General features: G+C 65.0%; 22 protein-coding genes. 4 read left to right on the plus strand and 18 right to left on the minus strand.

The window, feature by feature from the left end:
• Nucleotides 1-33 precede the first annotated feature (33 nt).
• Entirely contained in the window at nt 34-1,908 is a 1,875-nt protein-coding gene (locus P7F68_RS12500) for a type IV pilus assembly protein FimV (RefSeq protein ID WP_277833560.1), read from the plus strand.
• Between the two features lie 33 nt (nt 1,909-1,941).
• Here P7F68_RS12500 and P7F68_RS12505 read toward each other — a convergent pair whose 3' ends face one another.
• The gene (locus tag P7F68_RS12505; RefSeq protein WP_277833563.1) at nt 1,942-2,697 is read right to left on the minus strand and encodes a Nif3-like dinuclear metal center hexameric protein; all 756 of its coding nucleotides are present in this window, start codon (nt 2,695-2,697) and stop codon (nt 1,942-1,944) included.
• A gap of 88 nt (nt 2,698-2,785) precedes the next feature.
• Here P7F68_RS12505 and P7F68_RS12510 point away from each other — a divergent pair, with 88 nt between their 5' ends.
• Entirely contained in the window at nt 2,786-3,943 is a 1,158-nt protein-coding gene (locus P7F68_RS12510; protein ID WP_002928564.1) for a Do family serine endopeptidase, read from the plus strand.
• 42 nt (nt 3,944-3,985) lie between these two features.
• Here P7F68_RS12510 and tatC read toward each other — a convergent pair whose 3' ends face one another.
• From tatC to hisB, 10 genes are all read right to left on the minus strand, one after another.
• Nucleotides 3,986-4,807, minus strand: coding sequence for a twin-arginine translocase subunit TatC (tatC, locus tag P7F68_RS12515; protein ID WP_277833568.1), 822 nt, complete (start codon nt 4,805-4,807; stop codon nt 3,986-3,988).
• Nucleotides 4,804-5,265: a Sec-independent protein translocase protein TatB gene (tatB, locus tag P7F68_RS12520; protein ID WP_002928560.1), complete on the minus strand. Its 462-nt coding sequence runs from the start codon at nt 5,263-5,265 to the stop codon at nt 4,804-4,806. The genes tatC and tatB overlap by 4 nt, the downstream gene beginning before the upstream one ends.
• Nucleotides 5,266-5,361: 96 nt before the next feature.
• Nucleotides 5,362-5,592 (minus strand): Sec-independent protein translocase subunit TatA, encoded by a 231-nt coding sequence (tatA, locus tag P7F68_RS12525; RefSeq protein WP_002928559.1) that lies wholly within the window; start codon nt 5,590-5,592, stop codon nt 5,362-5,364.
• Between the two features lie 10 nt (nt 5,593-5,602).
• Nucleotides 5,603-5,950 (minus strand): histidine triad nucleotide-binding protein, encoded by a 348-nt coding sequence (locus tag P7F68_RS12530; protein WP_277833572.1) that lies wholly within the window; start codon nt 5,948-5,950, stop codon nt 5,603-5,605.
• Nucleotides 5,951-5,959: 9 nt separating this feature from the next.
• On the minus strand, nt 5,960-6,283 hold the full coding sequence (locus P7F68_RS12535) for a phosphoribosyl-ATP diphosphatase (protein ID WP_002928557.1): 324 nt from the start codon (nt 6,281-6,283) through the stop codon (nt 5,960-5,962).
• On the minus strand, nt 6,280-6,675 hold the full coding sequence (gene hisI / locus P7F68_RS12540; RefSeq protein WP_002928556.1) for a phosphoribosyl-AMP cyclohydrolase: 396 nt from the start codon (nt 6,673-6,675) through the stop codon (nt 6,280-6,282). The genes P7F68_RS12535 and hisI overlap by 4 nt, the downstream gene beginning before the upstream one ends.
• Nucleotides 6,672-7,430 (minus strand): imidazole glycerol phosphate synthase subunit HisF, encoded by a 759-nt coding sequence (hisF, locus tag P7F68_RS12545; protein ID WP_002928554.1) that lies wholly within the window; start codon nt 7,428-7,430, stop codon nt 6,672-6,674. The genes hisI and hisF overlap by 4 nt, the downstream gene beginning before the upstream one ends.
• Nucleotides 7,431-7,452: 22 nt before the next feature.
• A complete protein-coding gene (gene hisA, locus P7F68_RS12550) occupies nt 7,453-8,202 on the minus strand; it encodes a 1-(5-phosphoribosyl)-5-[(5-phosphoribosylamino)methylideneamino]imidazole-4-carboxamide isomerase (protein WP_002928550.1) in 750 nt (249 codons plus the stop codon).
• A 43-nt stretch (nt 8,203-8,245) separates the two neighbouring features.
• Nucleotides 8,246-8,884: an imidazole glycerol phosphate synthase subunit HisH gene (hisH, locus tag P7F68_RS12555; protein ID WP_277833576.1), complete on the minus strand. Its 639-nt coding sequence runs from the start codon at nt 8,882-8,884 to the stop codon at nt 8,246-8,248.
• A 67-nt stretch (nt 8,885-8,951) separates the two neighbouring features.
• Nucleotides 8,952-9,539, minus strand: a complete 588-nt coding sequence (hisB, locus tag P7F68_RS12560; protein ID WP_002928543.1) for an imidazoleglycerol-phosphate dehydratase HisB — start codon at nt 9,537-9,539, stop codon at nt 8,952-8,954.
• 176 nt (nt 9,540-9,715) lie between these two features.
• On the opposite strand from hisB, the gene hisC reads away from it, so the two are divergent.
• Complete coding sequence (hisC, locus tag P7F68_RS12565) at nt 9,716-10,789, plus strand: histidinol-phosphate transaminase (RefSeq protein ID WP_277833579.1); 1,074 nt, start codon at nt 9,716-9,718, stop codon at nt 10,787-10,789.
• Between the two features lie 43 nt (nt 10,790-10,832).
• On the opposite strand, the gene hisD is transcribed toward hisC, so the two are convergent.
• Nucleotides 10,833-12,140, minus strand: a complete 1,308-nt coding sequence (gene hisD / locus P7F68_RS12570; RefSeq protein WP_277833581.1) for a histidinol dehydrogenase — start codon at nt 12,138-12,140, stop codon at nt 10,833-10,835.
• A gap of 10 nt (nt 12,141-12,150) precedes the next feature.
• Entirely contained in the window at nt 12,151-12,795 is a 645-nt protein-coding gene (hisG, locus tag P7F68_RS12575; RefSeq protein WP_002940767.1) for an ATP phosphoribosyltransferase, read from the minus strand.
• Between the two features lie 164 nt (nt 12,796-12,959).
• On the opposite strand from hisG, the gene rnk reads away from it, so the two are divergent.
• The gene (rnk, locus tag P7F68_RS12580) at nt 12,960-13,367 is read left to right on the plus strand and encodes a nucleoside diphosphate kinase regulator (RefSeq protein WP_002928531.1); all 408 of its coding nucleotides are present in this window, start codon (nt 12,960-12,962) and stop codon (nt 13,365-13,367) included.
• Nucleotides 13,368-13,466: 99 nt separating this feature from the next.
• On the opposite strand, the gene murA is transcribed toward rnk, so the two are convergent.
• From murA to P7F68_RS12605, 5 genes are read right to left on the minus strand one after another with little or no spacing between them, the layout of a single operon-like run.
• The gene (murA, locus tag P7F68_RS12585) at nt 13,467-14,717 is read right to left on the minus strand and encodes a UDP-N-acetylglucosamine 1-carboxyvinyltransferase (RefSeq protein WP_002928528.1); all 1,251 of its coding nucleotides are present in this window, start codon (nt 14,715-14,717) and stop codon (nt 13,467-13,469) included.
• Nucleotides 14,718-14,724: 7 nt separating this feature from the next.
• Nucleotides 14,725-14,982, minus strand: a complete 258-nt coding sequence (locus P7F68_RS12590) for a BolA family protein (protein WP_002928523.1) — start codon at nt 14,980-14,982, stop codon at nt 14,725-14,727.
• Nucleotides 14,983-14,994: 12 nt separating this feature from the next.
• Complete coding sequence (locus P7F68_RS12595; RefSeq protein WP_198291802.1) at nt 14,995-15,768, minus strand: ABC transporter permease; 774 nt, start codon at nt 15,766-15,768, stop codon at nt 14,995-14,997.
• Between the two features lie 37 nt (nt 15,769-15,805).
• On the minus strand, nt 15,806-16,702 hold the full coding sequence (locus P7F68_RS12600) for an ABC transporter ATP-binding protein (RefSeq protein ID WP_277833588.1): 897 nt from the start codon (nt 16,700-16,702) through the stop codon (nt 15,806-15,808).
• Entirely contained in the window at nt 16,699-16,974 is a 276-nt protein-coding gene (locus tag P7F68_RS12605; protein ID WP_277833649.1) for an STAS domain-containing protein, read from the minus strand. Before P7F68_RS12605 ends, P7F68_RS12600 begins: the two co-directional genes overlap by 4 nt.
• Between the last annotated feature and the right edge of the window lie 8 nt (nt 16,975-16,982).

Genomic DNA, 16,982 nt, shown 5'->3' on the forward strand with positions numbered 1-16,982 from the left:
CCCGGAATCGATCTCCCGCCGGATGCGCGGAACATGAAGACCCAACGTACGACTCTCGCTCTCGTCATCGCCCTCGCCCTGACCGGCATTGCACCAGCACATGCCTTTGTCCTCGGCGAACCCCAGGCACTCTCCGCAATCGGGGAACCCTTCAGGGTGGAGATCCCGCTCAGCGGCCAAGGGCGCGATGCCGCAGGCTGTTTTCAGGTCGCTGCAGCGACGGGGGCCTCATCCGAGTTGCCGCAGTTGACCGGGGCACGGACCGCAGTCGCAGGCACGGGCGCAAGCGCACGACTGGTCGTGACGCGCAACCGCCCCGTCAACGACCCCATCGTCACCCTGGTAATCGAGAACGTGTGCGAAGCGCGCCTGCGCCGCGAGTACACCCTGCTCCTGCCGTATCCTTCCAGCGCGATCAGCCCTGCACAGATCACGCCCGCGGCGCCCCCGCCCTCCGTGCAGACAGCCCGCCCGGCCCGGCCCGCAGCCGTCGCGCCCGCCAACGTGCGCACCTGGAACACGGCGCCTGGAGAGTCGCTCGAGTCACTTGCCCACGCACTCTATCCGGACGACACCGGAGCGCGCAGCCGTTTCATCCGCGCTACTGCGGGCGCAAACCCCGACCTGTTCCCCGACGACGCCTCGCGACGACGCCCCCTGCCGACAGGGACGGCTGTCCTGGTTCCGGACCTTCGCCGACTCTCGGGCTCCGCCCCCTCCAGCCCCCCCAAGGCAGCAGCAGCCCGCGCACCTCGGCCCGCCGCCGCGAGCAGTGCTGCACGCGTGGCGCAGGATCGCGTCGAAGTCGACAAGGCGGTGTCCCCCGGGGCTCAGCGCGAGACCGCCCCGGGCGGGACCGCACTCCCTCTCGACGTGCAGGCGCGCGAGCGCGAACTGGCCGCGGCGATCGACCGCAGCATCATCGTCGAGATGGAGTTGCTGGCGCGGATCAAGGAGCTTGAAGAGCTGCAGGCGCGGCTGGAGGCACGCATCCGCGCGCTCGACACCGCTCCCGTGGCGGCACCACAGCCCCCGGCGCCGCTGGTGGCACCGCCGGCAGTGGCCGCGACGCCGGCCGTAGCGGCCACTGCCCCTGCAGCGCCGCCTTCACCCCCCTTGGCGCCCGTTGCCGACCCGAACCAAGACCGTTACCTCATCGGCGGACTCGCGCTCGCGGCCCTGCTGCTGACCCTGATCCTGCTGCGCCGCCGACGCACGCCCGCGTCGACCGTCGGCTCGCCGCATACAGCCATCCACACCCAGGCGCCCGCGGCCGACGCCGCACTCGCGCGCCTGCAGGCCAGAACCGCGGACAGCCCACCGCCAACGGTGGCCCCGTCCGTACCAGAAGGCCCCATGAGCCTGGTCGATTGGAACCCGCACGCAGTCGTCGAACAGTCGATCGGCACGAAAGTGGACTCCAACCTGGACCTGAACGACGAGCACAAGTCGGCCGTCGAACTCGCCGACATCATGATGAGCTTCGGCCGCCTTCACGGCGCTGCCGAAACCCTGGCCGAGTTCATCCGCGGCAACCCGAAGCAGGCCATCACGCCCTGGCTCAAGCTGCTCGAGGTCTATCGCGCGGCCGGTCTGCGCGCCGAGTTCGACGCGATCGCGAACGAGCTGCACCGCACCTTCAACGTCAATACGGTGTATTGGCAGAACTACGACGCCTTGCGCGCCGTTGAAGCGAGCCTAGAAGATTACCCGCACATCGCCACCAAGCTCGAGAAGTCATGGCGCACGCCTGAATGCCAGCAGTTCCTCGAGGTGCTGCTGCGCGACAACCGGGATGGCAGCCGTAACGGCTTCCCGTTCCCGGTCATCGACGAGATCCTGCTGCTGTCGGCGATCCTCGAAGACGAACTCGGCCCGTTCCGCCCGCCTCCTCCCTCAGCCGAATGACACTTGCGACGCCGAGCGCCACGGACTGAGCGCTCAGACGGGATTGTCGAGATCGACAAAATCCGCCGTCAGCCCCGGCAGGGCGCTCAGGTGCGCGGCAATCGCACGCGCACCATAACGCTCGGTGGCATGGTGTCCTGCGGCGATGTAGGGCACGCCCGACTCGCGCGCAAGATGCACGGTCTGCTCGGAAATCTCGCCGGATACAAAAACATCTGCCCCCGCGAGGATCGCCTGCTCGAAATAGCCTTGCGCCCCTCCGGTGCACCAGGCGACACGGCGCACGACACGCTCGCCATCCCCCACCAGCAGCGGCAAACGCCCCAGCCTGTGCGCGATCTCGCGCGCCAGCACAGATGCACCGACCGCCCCCTGGGGGGGCGCGACACGGCCGATCCACCCCAGATCCTGGTCGGCAAACCGACCTTCGGCCTGCCACCCCATGACCTGCGCCAACTGGGCGTTGTTGCCCAGCTCCGGATGAACATCAAGCGGCAGGTGATAGGCAAAGAGGCTGACATCGTTTGCCAGCAGGGTACGCAGGCGCTGACGGCGGATCCCGCAGATCCGGCCGTCCTCGCCCTTCCAGAAGTATCCATGATGGACGAACACCGCGTCATATCCACCCGCCACCGCGTGGTCCAGCAGCGCCTGGCTGGCGGTGACGCCGCACAGCACGCGTGCGACCTCGGCGCGTCCTTCCACTTGCAGACCGTTTGGGCAATAATCCTTCAGCCGCGGCGCATCGAGCAGGGTATCGAGGTAATCCCTGAGCTCCGACAGTTGCATGCAATCTCCTTTGGTGGAAGGGGCTGGTCAGCGCCCCCATCACAACCGTCCCGGCCTCCTGGAGGCCGTCGTTCCAAGAGTCTCAATTATGCGCCGCTTGTGGCTCATTTTCGCCCAGGCCGTGACCATCAGCGTCGCGGTCCTGTTCGTCCTCAACACGCTCAAGCCCGAATGGCTGCGCGGCGCGACGCCTGCTTCCGTGATCGCGATCCTCGAGGCACCGAGCACAGGCGAGCGCACACCAGCGACCGGCTCGTATGCCCAGGCCGCACAGCAATCGATGCCTGCGGTGGTCCACATCTTCACCAGCAAGGCCGGGCGCAGCCAACGCCATCCCCTGTTCGACGACCCCCTGTTCCGTCATTTCTTCGGCGAGCGCCCGGGCAACAGCCCAAACCAGCGCGAGTCAGGCCTTGGCTCGGGGGTGATCGTCAGCCCTGACGGCTACGTGCTGACCAACAACCACGTTATCGAAACCGCCGATGCGATCGAGGTCGCGCTCAACGATGGCCGCAAGTATCCGGCCCAGTTGATCGGCCGTGACCCCGAAACCGACCTCGCCGTGTTGCGCGTCGACACCGGCGGGCAGCTACCCGCCATCACCCTGTCGGCCAGCGACAGCCTCAGCGTGGGTGACGTCGTACTGGCGATTGGCAACCCCTTCGGCGTCGGCCAGACCGTAACCATGGGCATCGTCTCGGCGCTCGGCCGCAGCCAGCTCGGCATCAACACCTTCGAGAACTACATCCAGACCGACGCGGCCATCAACCCGGGCAACTCGGGCGGCGCACTGGTCGACAGCGCCGGCCACCTGGTCGGCATCAACACGGCCATATACTCGCGTTCGGGAGGCTCGCTCGGCATCGGCTTCGCCATCCCGGTATCGATCGCACGCAACGTATTGACGCAGATTGTTTCCACGGGGGAGGTCATCCGCGGCTGGGTCGGCGTGGAAATCCAGGACCTTACCCCCGAGCTGGCCGAATCCTTCGGCTTTGCGGACGCGCGTGGCACGCTGATTGCCGGTGTACTGCGGGGCAGCCCGGCCGAGCGCGCAGGCATACGCCCGGGTGACGTGCTGATCGAGCTGGACGGTGCCGCAGTGCGCGATCCGAAGACCATGCTCGACATGGTTGCCGCACTGCCGCCGGGACGTGAGGCCACGTTCCGCATCCGCAGAGGCGGCCAGGAGATCGAGCTTGGCGTGGAGATCGGCCGCCGGCCGACACCACAGCCCAGTCGCTGAGGACTTTCAGCATCCTGGCTGGGTGGGGTGTGCAGCCTGGGATCAACCCTTGTCGCGCTCGCCGTCTTTGGCCTCGATTCGGCCCACCTCGCCGTCCCCGCCCGTAATCGACGGCGGCACGTAATCCGCTGCGGCTGCGGCCTGCGGCGAAGACTTGCTCATCCAGCCGGCGAGGATGATCCCGAGTTCGTAGAGCAGGCACATCGGCACTGCCAGCATGAACTGCGAAATCACATCGGGCGGCGTGACGATCGCTGCGATCACGAACGCGCCCACGATGACATAGGGGCGGGCCTCCTTGAGCTTGGCGACGTCCACAATGCCGGCCTTCACCATCAGGATCACCGCCACCGGCACCTCAAAGGTGATGCCGAAAGCGAGGAACATCGACATCACGAAGGACAGGTACTGTTCGATGTCCGGCGCGGGCACGATGCTCTTCGGCGCAAACTCGGCGATGAACTTGAACACCATGCCGAACACGAAGAAGTAGCAGAACGCCATGCCGATGAGAAACAGCAGCGTGCTACCCAGCACCAGAGGCAGCGCCATGCGCTTTTCATGCGCATACAGGCCCGGGGCGATGAAGGCCCACGCCTGATAGAGCACCCATGGCAGTGCAAACACGAAAGCGACCATCATCGTCACTTTCACCGGCACGAAGAACGGCGTGACCACGCCGGTGGCGATCATGTTGGTCCCCTCAGGGAGGGTATTCATCATCGGTCGCGCGAGGATGTCGTAGATGTCTCCCGCCCAGGGCATCAGGCAAACGAAGACGACGATCACCGCAAGCAGCGCGCGGATCAGCCGGTCGCGCAGCTCGATGAGGTGGGCGATGAAAGTTTCCTGTTGTGCGCTCATGCCTTTGTCTTGTCTGCGTTGGCTGACTCACGCGCTGCGGCATCCAGGCCAAGCTCGAGTTGCGGTCCGGCCTCTGCACCCGCGACAGGCGACGTGTCACCGCCGGCCACCGACGGCGGCGCTGTCGCGCTGTCCGCAGGCGCCACCGGATTGCCGTCGGGCAGCATCGTGCGCAACTCCTCCGCGGTACGCCCGACCTCGGACTCGACACCCGCGACCCCGGAGCGCACCGAGGACTCGAGCTCCTGCGCCTGCTGCTTGACCTGCTCCTGCAGCTTCTTGAGCTCCTCGAGCTGCATTTCGCGCTGTATGTCGGATTTCACGTCCGACACGTAGCGCTGCACCCGTCCGAGCACATGACCCGCCGTGCGCGCCACCTTGGGCAGGCGCTCAGGCCCGACCACGACCAGCAGCACGACGCCGATCACCATGAGTTCAGTAAAACCGAAATCGAACATGTCCGCCCGCTCGATACGCGGCGCACCGGATGCGCACCGCAGTAAAACGAAGGGGCGCTCCCGTCAGGGCGCCCCTCCTGCTTCGAGTCGCGAAGCTCAGGACTGGGTCTTGTCGACCTTCTCCCGCGCTTCGCCTTCGATCGTCCTGCCATCGCCAGCAATCTTCTGCTGCGAAGCTGCGTCGGCATCGCCTTCCTTCATGCCGTCCTTGAAGCCCTTGACTGCCCCACCGAGATCAGAGCCGATGTTGCGCAGCTTCTTGGTGCCGAACACCAGCAGGACGATGACCAGCACGATCAGCCAGTGCCAGATGCTGAAAGAACCCATACCGCTCTCCTTAACGCGTCAACATGGGCGGCAGGGGATCCGCGCCGCCCAGAATATGAAGGTGCAGATGATACACCTCCTGCAAACCAACCCTTCCGGTGTTGATGATGGTCCGGAAGCCGTCGGTGCATCCTTGATCACGGGCAATCTGCCCGGCCGCAACCATCAGACGCCCCATTGCCGCCTCATGTTCCGCCGTCAGGTGGGCCATGGAGTCGACATGCTGCTTCGGGACGACCAGAACATGCACGGGAGCAACCGGATTGATGTCGTGAAAGGCGTAGACGTGCTCGTCTTCATACACCTTCTTCGACGGAATCTCGCCGCGGACGATACGGCAGAAGATGCACTCGCTCATCGCGCCCCCTCAAGCCGTCCGCGACTTCTTCTCGTCGATGCCGGACACGCCCTCGCGACGACGGAACTCGGCGAGCACGTCGTCCACCGACAGGCCGTTGTGGGCAAGCAGGACCATGGAGTGGAACCACAGGTCGGTCACTTCCCAAACAAGGTGCAGCATGTCCTTGTCCTTGGCCGCCATGATGGTCTCTGCAGCCTCCTCGGCAACTTTCTTGCAGATCGCATCCGTACCTTTCTGATACAGGCTGGAGACGTAGGAGGAGTCAGGATCGGCCTTCTTGCGCGCGGCCAGGGTGTCGGACACACGATGCAGCACTTCGATATCGATCATTTGTAGATCTCCTGCGGGTCTTTCAAAACCGGTTCGACAGCCTCCCAGCGGCCATCTGCGAAATACTTCTGGAAGAAGCAGCTGTGCCGGCCGGTATGGCAAGCGATCCCGCCAACCTGCTCGATCTTCAACAACACGACGTCGTTGTCGCAATCGATGCGGATGTCGAGCACCTTCTGCACATGCCCGGACTCTTCCCCCTTGTGCCACAGCTTACGGCGCGAACGTGACCAGTAGATGGCTTCGCCGGTCTCCGCGGTACGCTGCAGCGCTTCGCGGTTCATCCAGGCGAACATCAGCACGTCGCCCGTTGCGGCCTCCTGGGCGATCACCGGCACCAGGCCATGCTCATCCCACTGCACCTCGTTCAACCAGCGCGTGTGCTCACTCACAGTCTCACCTCGATACCTCGCGCACGCATCAATTCCTTGGCCTCGCGCACGGTGTGCTGTCCGAAATGGAAGATGCTCGCCGCCAGCACCGCATCCGCACGCCCCTCGGAAACGCCCTCGGCAAGGTGCTCGAGGCTGCCGACGCCTCCGCTGGCGATCACCGGAATGCGGACCGCGTCGGACACTGCCCGTGTCAAGGCCAGATCGAAGCCGCTCTTGGTGCCATCGCGGTCCATGCTGGTGAGCAGGATCTCACCCGCCCCCAGGGCCTCGACCTTGCGCGCCCATTCGATGGCGTCCAGCCCGGTGTTGTTGCGCCCGCCATGGGTGAACACTTCCCATCTGCCCGGCGCCGTCTGCTTGGCGTCGATTGCGACCACGATGCACTGGCTGCCCACCTTGCTCGAAGCGTCGTGCACGAGCTGGGGGTTGTTGACGGCCGCAGTGTTCATGCTCACCTTGTCGGCACCGGCATTGAGCAAGCGACGCACGTCCTCGACCACACGTACACCGCCGCCGACGGTGAGCGGAATGAACACCTGCTCTGCGACCTGCTCGACGACGTGGAGAATGATGTCGCGATCGTCGGAGCTGGCCGTGATGTCGAGGAAGGTGATCTCGTCCGCGCCCTGCTCGTCGTAGCGGCGGGCGATCTCGACAGGGTCGCCTGCATCGCGCAGCTCAACGAAATTTACGCCCTTGACCACACGCCCGGACTTCACGTCCAGGCAGGGAATGATGCGCTTGGCCAACATCAGCTGCGCTCGCTCGGAAGAATCATTCGGTCACACCGTTGAGCTCGTCTGCACGCGCCTGGGCGGCAGCGAAGTCGAGCGTGCCTTCGTAGATCGCCCGCCCGGTAATGGCGCCGAGGATGCCTTCCTCCTCGACCGCACACAGCGCATCGATGTCGCGCATGTCGGTGATGCCGCCGCTGGCGATGACCGGTATGCGCAGCGCACGTGCCAGCCGCACGGTGGCCTCGATATTGACGCCCGACAGCATGCCGTCGCGGCCGATGTCGGTGTAGATCACCGACTCGACACCGTAGTCCTCGAACTTCTTCGCCAGATCGACGACGTCGTGCCCCGTGAGCTTGGACCAGCCGTCGACCGCCACCTTGCCGTCCTTGGCATCCAGACCGACGATGATGTGCCCTGGGAAGGCACTGCAGGCGTCGTGCAGGAAGCCGGGATTCTTGACCGCGGCAGTGCCGATGATGACGTAGCTGATGCCGTTGTCGAGGTAGTGCTCGATGGTATCGAGATCACGAATCCCACCCCCGAGCTGCACGGGAATGTCTTCGCCGACCACGTCGGTGATCGCACGAATCGCAGCGCCGTTCTTGGGCTTGCCGGCAAAGGCGCCGTTGAGGTCCACCAGGTGCAGACGACGGGCACCGGCGTCGAGCCAGTGGCGCGCCATGGCGCCCGGATCTTCGGAGAAGACCGTGGCGTCGTCCATTTCGCCTTGCTTCAGGCGCACGCAGTGACCGTCCTTGAGGTCGATGGCGGGAATGAGCAGCATACCGGGAGATATAGTGTGACTGAAAGTGGGTCGGATCCGGCGCTCAGGGCTGCCAGCGGATGAAATTGGCGAGCAGGCGCAAGCCCGCTGCGGCGCTCTTTTCCGGGTGGAACTGGGCGGCGAAGATATTAGCCCGCGCTACCGCACTGGTAAAGCGAAGGCCGTAATCGGTCTGGGCAGCAACGATGTCGTCATCGGCCGGCGCAACGAAATAGCTGTGCACGAAATAGAAGCGCTCACCATCGGGAATGCCGTCCCACATCGGGTGCGGCTGGCGCTGCCAGACCTCGTTCCAGCCCATGTGCGGAACCTTCAGGCGCAAGCCGTCCGCCCCCTGCATGGCCGCATCGGGAAAGCGGACGACCTCGCCGCGCAGAATGCCGAGCCCGGGGACGTCGCCTTCCGCGCTGTGATCGAACAACATCTGCTGGCCGATGCAGATCCCCAGGAAGGGCTTGCTGGCAGCAGCCTGCATCACCGCGGGACGCAAACCGCGGGCATCCAATTCACGCATGCAATCGGGCATGGCTCCCTGACCGGGAAAGACGACGCGCTCTGCAGCAGCGACGCGCGCGGGATCGGACGTAACGAAGACTTCATGGCCGGGCGCCACATGCTCGATCGCCTTGGCGACGGAGCGCAGATTACCCATGCCGTAATCGAGGATGGCCACGGTGGTCATCGGTTTGACTCGCAGTTGAACGGGTGGGCGGCCGCTGCCGTGGGCCGCGAAGCGATGCGAAAGCGACTCAGAGCGCGCCCTTGGTCGAGGGAATGGTGCCGGCGGCACGCTCGTCGTGCTCGGCTGCCATGCGCAGGGCACGCGCAAAGGCCTTGAACACGGTCTCGCACTGATGGTGGGCGTTGTCGCCACGCAGGTTGTCGATGTGCACCGTGACCCCGGCATGATTGACGAAGCCCTGGAAGAACTCGCGCGCCAGATCCACATCGAAGTTGCCGATGCGGGCACGGGTGTACTCGACGAAGTAGTGCAGCCCCGGGCGCCCGGAGAAATCCACCACCACGCGCGACAAGGCCTCATCCAACGGCACGTAGGCGTGCCCGTAACGACGCAACCCCTTCTTGTCACCCAGCGCCTTGGCAAAGGCCTGGCCGAGCGTGATACCGACATCCTCGACGGTGTGGTGGTCGTCGATATGGGTATCGCCTTCGCAATGGATGTCGAGATCGATCAGGCCATGGCGCACGATCTGGTCGAGCATGTGATCGAAGAAGGGCACGCCGGTGTCGAGCTTACCCTTGCCGCTGCCATCGAGGTCGATGCGCACGGTGATCTTCGTTTCGAGTGTATTGCGAGTGACTTCGGCTTGCCGCATGACTGACTGGAGGCTGGAGAATGTAAGGTTCGGAGCATGATAACATCGCCCGACAACTTGGCTGCAACGCACAATCCATCGCCGTGATGGCGCCTGGCTATGGCAGACGCAGCCAGACGCAGCCCAATCCGCCCGCAGATCCAACAGGCTTGCCGCCTGCACCGAGCCCAATCCGCATGAGCCGCTTCTGGAGCGCCGTCGTCCACGGCCTGACCCCCTACGTTCCGGGCGAACAGCCCAAGCTCGACAACCTGGTCAAGCTCAACACCAATGAGCATCCCTACGGCCCCTCGCCCAGGGCGCTGGAGGCGATCCGCGCGGCGACCAGCGACGGCCTGCGCCTCTACCCCGACCCCAACAGCGATGCGCTCAAGTCGGCACTCGCCCGTCGTCATGGCGTGCAGCCGCAACAGATCTTCGTCGGCAACGGCTCGGACGAAGTGCTGGCACACGCCTTCATGGCGCTGCTCAAGCACGAGCGCGCGCTGTGGTTCCCGGATATCACCTACAGCTTCTATCCGGTGTATTGCGGGCTGTATGGCATCGCACAACGCACCATCCCGCTTGCTGACGATTTCTCGATCCGAGTCGAGGACTACCTGCCCCAGGGCGACGAGCGTCCGGGGGCAATCATATTCCCCAACCCCAATGCACCCACCGGCATGCCGCTCGCACTCGTCGACGTCGAGCGCATCGTCGCCGGCAACCCGGACGTCGTGGTGGTCGTGGACGAAGCCTATGTGGACTTCGGCGGCGAGAGCGCGATCACGCTGATCGACCGCCACCCCAACCTGCTCGTCACCCACACTTTCTCCAAGAGCCGTTCTCTGGCAGGGCTGCGCGTCGGCTACGCCGTAGGCCATGTCGACCTGATCGAGGGCCTGGAGCGGGTCAAGGACAGTTTCAACTCCTACCCGCTCGACCGCCTGGCGACGGCGGGCGCAGTGGCATCGGTAGCGGACGAGGCTCACTTCCAGGACAGTTGCGCCAAGGTGATCGCAACCCGCGAGAAGCTGGTGGCCAGCATGCAGGCACTGGGCTTCGAGGTGCTGCCATCAGCGGCGAACTTCATCTTCGCCCGCCATCCCGGTCGCGACGGCGCCGAGCTGACCGCGGAGCTGCGCAAGCGCGCAATCATCGTGCGCCACTTCAAGGCTGCGCGCATCGATCAGTTCATGCGCATCACGATCGGCACGGACGAACAGTGCGGCATTCTGGTCGACGCGCTGAGGGACATTCTCGGCCGCTGAAGCGGCCCTGAACCTGGCCGGCGGCCTGGCGCCGCCGCCGGGGTCAAACCTTCAGCCGCATCTCCGCCGAGCGCGCATGCGCCTGCAGGCCTTCGCCATGAGCAAGAATGGACGCGACCTTGCCCAGGTGCTGCGCCCCGGCCTGCGAGATATTCACGATGCTGGTGCGCTTCTGGAAGTCGTAGGTGCCGAGCGGCGACGAGAAGCGCGCACTCCGCATGGTCGGCAGCACATGATTGGGGCCGGCGCAGTAGTCACCCAGCGCCTCAACCGCCCAATGGCCGACGAAAATCGCGCCAGCATGACGGATGCGGTCGATCCAGACCTCGGCGTTATCCATCGACAGCTCGAGATGCTCGGGTGCGATCCGGTTGGCGATGGCGCAGGCCTGCTCCAGGCTATCAACGTGAATGAGTGCTCCACGATTGGCCAGCGACTTGGCAATCGTATCGCGGCGCGGCATGGTCGGCAGCAGCCGATCGATCGCTTCATGCACCGCGTCAATGAAGGCCACATCGGTGCACAGCAAGATGGACTGCGCAAGCTCATCATGTTCAGCCTGGGCGAAGAGATCCATCGCCACCCAGTCCGCATGCCCCGAACCATCCGAGATGATCAGCACTTCCGAGGGCCCTGCGACCATGTCGATGCCGACGGTACCGAACACCCGACGCTTGGCCTCGGCCACATAGGCGTTTCCCGGACCGACGATCTTGTCCACCTGCGGGATGGTCTGCGTGCCATAGGCCAACGCCGCCACAGCCTGCGCGCCGCCGATGGTGAAGACACGATCCACGCCGGTAATGGCCGCAGCAGCCAGCACCAGCGGGTTCTTCTCGCCACGCGGCGTGGGCACCACCATGATCAGCTCGCCGACGCCAGCCACCTTGGCCGGGATCGCGTTCATCAGCACCGAGCTCGGGTAGGACGCACGCCCACCCGGCACATAAAGACCGACGCGATCGAGCGGTGTCACCTTCTGTCCCAGGCGAGTGCCATCGGCTTCGGCAAACTCCCAGGATTCGCCCTTCTGGCGCTCGTGGTAGATGCGCACGCGATCGGCGGCGATGGTGAGCGCCTCGCGCTGCGCGGACGACAGACTGTCCAGGGCCGCATGCAACTCCGTCCGCGGCAACTCCAGCGCCCCCATCGAATGCACATCCAGGCCATCGAAGCGTCGGGTGTACTCGACCACCGCAGCGTCGCCGGTAGCGCGCACCGCGCGCAGGATCTCGGTCACCGCGGCATCGATGCGCTCGTCGGCCTCGGACTCGAAAGCGAGCAGGGCATCGAGCGTGGACAGGAATTCGGGCTCGCGCGCATCGAGGCGGCGGATGGGCGTCTGGCTCATGAAACAGTCCTTACGGTTTGATCGCGCCGGAAAACGCTTCGAGTACCGGCTGCAGCAGATCGCGCTTGAGTTTCAGCGAGGCCTGATTGACGATCAGGCGCGAACTGATCGGCATGATGTCCTCGACCTCTTCCAGATTGTTGGCACGCAGCGTGCCGCCAGTCGACACCAGATCGACGATGGCATCGGCCAGCCCGACCAGGGGCGCAAGCTCCATCGAACCGTAGAGCTTGATCAGGTCAACATGCATGCCCTTGCCGGCAAAGTGCGCCTTGGCGGCATTGATGTACTTGGTGGCAACGCGGATGCGCCCGCCTGGACGCGTGGCCGCCGCATAGTCGAAGCCCTTTTGTACCGCAACGCACAGGCGGCACTTGGCGATATTGAGATCCAGCGGCTGGTAGAGTCCTGCACCGCCATGCTCGATGAGCACGTCCTTGCCCGCGATACCGAGGTCGGCAGCACCATACTGGACGTAGGTCGGCGTGTCGGTCGCGCGCACGATGACCAGGCGCACGTCGGGCCGGTTGGTACCGATGATGAGCTTGCGCGAAGACTCCGGATTGTCGGTTGGTACGATGCCGGCTGCAGCGAGCAGCGGCAGGGTTTCTTCGAAGATGCGCCCCTTGGACAGGGCGAGCGTGATGCTGGACACGTGAAAAGCCTTGGTCTGGTCGAGTGCGCATTGTAACCCGGCGCCGCATCTGTTAACCTCCGTCTCGACTGGCTGAACCGCAAGTGGCGGTTCGGCCTTTTCTTTTGCTTCGCCTCCATTACAGCCGTATGGCCGGCGAACCCCGCTTGCAGGAAGCCCGTACCATGAAACCGTCGATCATCGTCTCCAGCAACGACCTCGAACGCCTCGAGGGCCTGCTTACCCTCCCCGCCTTCCGCAGCCGCAGCGACCTGGACGGCCTGCGCGCGGAGCTCGAGCGTGCCGACGTGCGCGAACCGCAGGACATGCCGGCCGACGTCATCACCATGAACAGCCGCGCCCGTTTCCGCGAGGAAGGCACGGGCCGTGAGTACGAGCTGACGCTCGCCTACCCCAAGGACGCCAACGCCGAGGCACAGCGCGTATCGATCTTCTCGCCCGCGGGCAGCGCACTCCTCGGTCTGTCCGCCGGGCAGTCGATCGACTGGATCACACCCGACGGCAAGGCGCTGCACCTCAAGGTACTCGAGGTTACGTGGCAGCCCGAGGCGAACGGCGAATACGAACTTTGACCGCGTGCGAACTGTGACCGTGCGAGCTTCGACCGCAGCGCCCACAGACCATTGATCCAGGTCCAAGGGCGCGCAAGCAGAGCTGCCTTGGCGCGCGGATCAGCCCAAGCGCCTGACCTTCGCCCCTAGCGCAGCGAGCTTCTCCTCAAGGCGCTCGTAGCCGCGGTCGAGATGGTAGATGCGCTCGATCGTGGTTTCGCCTTCCGCCACCAGGCCGGCCACGACCAACGAGGCCGAGGCACGCAGGTCGGTCGCCATCACCGTCGCCCCCTCGAGCTTCGCCACCCCTTGCACCACCGCGGTATTGCCGTCGATACGGATATCGGCCCCCAGGCGCTGCAACTCGACCGCATGCATGAAGCGGTTCTCGAAGATGGTCTCGCGGATCATCGCCACACCATTGGCCACGCAGTTGATGGCCATGAACTGCGCCTGCATGTCGGTCGGAAAGGCCGGATAGGGTGCAGTACGCAGACTCACCGCGTTGAGCCTTGACGGCGCCGACAGGCGGATCGCGTCACGCTCGGACACAACCTCGCAGCCGGCATCCATGAGCTTGTCGATGACCGCGTCGAGGTAGCACGACGAGGTACCGGTGAGCCGCACCGAACCACCGGTGGCCGCGGCCGCGCACAGATAGGTGCCGGTCTCGATACGGTCGGGCATGATGCGGTGGGTCGCACCATGCAGGCGCTCGACGCCGCGAATGCGGATGACGTCGCTGCCCGCGCCGGAGATCTGCGCACCCATCGCCACCAGGCAGTTGGCCAGGTCGAGAACCTCGGGTTCGCGCGCGGCATTCTCGATGACGGTGACGCCATCGGCGAGCACGGCCGCCATCATGAGGTTCTCCGTCCCGGTCACCGTCACCATGTCGGTGAACAGACGCGCGCCCTTGAGGCGCGGCACGGTCGCATGCACATACCCATGCTCGACCCGGACCTCGGCACCCATCGCCTGCAGGCCCTTGATATGCTGGTCAACCGGACGGGCGCCGATCGCACAACCACCCGGCAGCGACACCCGCGCCTCGCCGCAGCGTGCCACCAGGGGCCCCAGCACGAGGATGGATGCGCGCATGGTCTTGACCATGTCATAAGGCGCAACCGGGTTGTCGAGCCCCGAGGCGTCGAGCGTGACGGTGTCACCCGCGCGCTCGACCTTCACCCCCATCTGCGCAAGCAGTGCGAGCAAGGTGCCGATATCCTTGAGCTGCGGCACATTGGTATAGGTCACTGGCTCCGCAGTCAGCAGCGCGGTGCACAAGATGGGCAGCGCGGCGTTCTTGGCGCCGGAAACAGCGATCTCGCCCGACAGGCGGGCGCCGCCTTCGATCAACAGCTTGTCCATGAAGCGATCACATCCCCAGTTCGCCGCGACCCTCTTCCCACTGCGCGGGCGTGAAGGTCTGCAGTTGCAGGGCGTGGATCTCGTTGCCCATCAATCGGCCCAGGGTTGCATAGACGGCCTGGTGCTGGCGCACCTTGGGCTTGCCCTCGAAGGCCGCGCTCACCACGATGCCGCGGAAATGCACGCCATCCTCACCCTCGATGACGACCAACTCGCAGGGCAACCCCTGCTCGATCAGGCGCTTGACTTCGCTTGCTTCAAACATGTCTTGAATCCTTTACGAACGCAGCTTGTATCCCCTGGCCAGCATCGCCAGGGTGAGCGCCGCAAGTACGACGAAACAGGTGCTCACCACGCCGAGCGAAAGCCAGGGCGAAGTGTCCGATTGACCGAAAAACCCATAGCGGAACCCGTCGATCATGAAGAAGAACGGGTTGAAATGCGACACGTCCTGCCAGAACTGCGGCAGCGAATGAATGGAGTAGAACACGCCCGACAGCATCGTCAGCGGCATGATCAGGAAGTTCTGGAATGCGGCGAGCTGGTCGAACTTGTCGGCCCAGATGCCGGCGATCACGCCGAACGATCCGAGGATCGCGCCACCCAGCACGGCAAAGCCGAGCACCCACAAAGGGTGAGCCATCGGCAGTTCGACGAAGGGCGTTGCCACCAGCAAGACCCCGGCGCCGACCATCAGCCCGCGCAGGATGGAGGCGATCACGTAAGCGGCAAAGAACTCGCGATAGGACAGCGGCGGCAGCAGTACGAAGATGATGTTGCCGGTGATCTTGCTCTGGATCAGCGACGACGAGCTGTTGGCGAAGGCGTTCTGCAGCACCGACATCATCACCAGCCCGGGCACCAGGAAGCTGGTGTAGGCGACGTCGCCATACACGGTCACATGGCGGTCGAGCACATGCGAGAAGATGAGCAGGAACAGCAGCGCATTGAGCACCGGTGCGGCCACGGTCTGGAAGCTGACTTTCCAGAAGCGCAGCGTTTCCTTGTACAGCAGGGTGCGGAAACCGGTAAGCGGCGACTCGGCCACCATCGGCTCGATGCGCGCACGCACGGCGCGAGGCTCGACATCAGGCACGATTCATTACCTCAACGAAGACGCGCTCGAGATCAGGCTCGCCGAGCTGCAGCTCGCGCACGCCGGCGCCCGCCTCGCGCAGGCGTGCAAGCAGCCCCTCGACCTCGGCATAGGCGTCGAACTCGAACACGATCCAGCCCTCTGCGTCCGTTCGCCCCCCGGCAGCAAGTGCCGCACCGGGCTGATCGACCCGCACACGCAGGCTATGCGTGGCAAAACGCCGCAACAGATTTCCGGTGGTATCGAGTGCCACCACCTTGCCCGCCTTGAGCATCGCAATGCGCCCGCACAGGGTCTCTGCCTCTTCGAGGTAGTGCGTGGTGAGGACAATGGTGTGGCCGTCGCGGTTGAGCTTGCGGATGAACTGCCACAACCCCTGGCGCAGCTCGACGTCGACGCCCGCGGTCGGTTCATCGAGCACGATCACCGGCGGCCGGTGCACCAGGGCCTGCGCCACCAGCACACGTCGCTTCATGCCGCCTGACAGCGCGCGCATGTTGGCCTGCGCCTTATGGCTGAGGTCCAGACTGGCGAGAATCTCGTCGATCCAGTCGTCGTTGTTGCGGATGCCGAAATAGCCCGACTGCATGCGCAGCAGCTCGCGCACCGAAAAGAATGGATCGAAGACCAGTTCCTGCGGCACCACACCCAGGTTGCGGCGAGCATTGCGGTAATCGGCCACCACATCGTGCCCCATGATCTCCAGGCTACCCGCATCGGGGCGCACCAGGCCGGACAGCGCGGAGATCAGCGTCGTCTTCCCGGCACCGTTGGGCCCGAGCAGGCCGAAAAACTCGCCCTGCCCGATCTCGAGGTCAACGCCACCCAAGGCCTGAAGCGTGCCGTAGCGCTTGGCAACGCCGCTGATGCGAATCGCAGGCAGGCTCAAGCGCCACCCTCTACAGGCAGCAATGCATCGATGTCGTACAACCGTGACAGGCTGGCCAGCCCGGCGGGCAGACCACGAACCGAGAGCGCATACCCCTCCGCCCGCGCGAAGCGCATCCACTCGAGCAGCAAGGCGAGCGCCGACGAATCGGCCGCGGTGACGGCAGAGAAATCGACGACGAGGTCGCCCGCTGCCGCCAGCCGCCGCCCCTCCTCGAGCTGCGCGGGCGCGGACTGCATGGTCAGCTCACCGACGGGTGCGAACACGCGCACCGCCGCCT

It is taken from the genome of Thauera mechernichensis, assembly GCF_029588855.1.
GTDB lineage: Bacteria > Pseudomonadota > Gammaproteobacteria > Burkholderiales > Rhodocyclaceae > Thauera > Thauera mechernichensis.

What these genes read in the sequence shown, in the direction of transcription:
- hisB (WP_002928543.1), bottom strand. Translation starts at nt 9,539, where the DNA reads ATGCGGCAAGCCGAAGTCACTCGCAATACACTCGAAACGAAGATCACC.
- hisF (WP_002928554.1), bottom strand. Translation starts at nt 7,430, where the DNA reads ATGTTGGCCAAGCGCATCATTCCCTGCCTGGACGTGAAGTCCGGGCGT.
- P7F68_RS12590 (WP_002928523.1), bottom strand. Translation starts at nt 14,982, where the DNA reads ATGTTTGAAGCAAGCGAAGTCAAGCGCCTGATCGAGCAGGGGTTGCCC.
- murA (WP_002928528.1), bottom strand. Translation starts at nt 14,717, where the DNA reads ATGGACAAGCTGTTGATCGAAGGCGGCGCCCGCCTGTCGGGCGAGATC.
- hisC (WP_277833579.1), top strand. Translation starts at nt 9,716, where the DNA reads ATGAGCCGCTTCTGGAGCGCCGTCGTCCACGGCCTGACCCCCTACGTT.
- hisD (WP_277833581.1), bottom strand. Translation starts at nt 12,140, where the DNA reads ATGAGCCAGACGCCCATCCGCCGCCTCGATGCGCGCGAGCCCGAATTC.
- hisH (WP_277833576.1), bottom strand. Translation starts at nt 8,884, where the DNA reads ATGACCACCGTGGCCATCCTCGATTACGGCATGGGTAATCTGCGCTCC.
- P7F68_RS12500 (WP_277833560.1), top strand. Translation starts at nt 34, where the DNA reads ATGAAGACCCAACGTACGACTCTCGCTCTCGTCATCGCCCTCGCCCTG.
- rnk (WP_002928531.1), top strand. Translation starts at nt 12,960, where the DNA reads ATGAAACCGTCGATCATCGTCTCCAGCAACGACCTCGAACGCCTCGAG.
- P7F68_RS12510 (WP_002928564.1), top strand. Translation starts at nt 2,786, where the DNA reads ATGCGCCGCTTGTGGCTCATTTTCGCCCAGGCCGTGACCATCAGCGTC.
- hisA (WP_002928550.1), bottom strand. Translation starts at nt 8,202, where the DNA reads ATGCTGCTCATTCCCGCCATCGACCTCAAGGACGGTCACTGCGTGCGC.
- tatB (WP_002928560.1), bottom strand. Translation starts at nt 5,265, where the DNA reads ATGTTCGATTTCGGTTTTACTGAACTCATGGTGATCGGCGTCGTGCTG.
- P7F68_RS12530 (WP_277833572.1), bottom strand. Translation starts at nt 5,950, where the DNA reads ATGAGCGAGTGCATCTTCTGCCGTATCGTCCGCGGCGAGATTCCGTCG.
- P7F68_RS12595 (WP_198291802.1), bottom strand. Translation starts at nt 15,768, where the DNA reads ATGGTGGCCGAGTCGCCGCTTACCGGTTTCCGCACCCTGCTGTACAAG.
- P7F68_RS12505 (WP_277833563.1), bottom strand. Translation starts at nt 2,697, where the DNA reads ATGCAACTGTCGGAGCTCAGGGATTACCTCGATACCCTGCTCGATGCG.
- tatC (WP_277833568.1), bottom strand. Translation starts at nt 4,807, where the DNA reads ATGAGCGCACAACAGGAAACTTTCATCGCCCACCTCATCGAGCTGCGC.
- P7F68_RS12535 (WP_002928557.1), bottom strand. Translation starts at nt 6,283, where the DNA reads ATGATCGATATCGAAGTGCTGCATCGTGTGTCCGACACCCTGGCCGCG.
- tatA (WP_002928559.1), bottom strand. Translation starts at nt 5,592, where the DNA reads ATGGGTTCTTTCAGCATCTGGCACTGGCTGATCGTGCTGGTCATCGTC.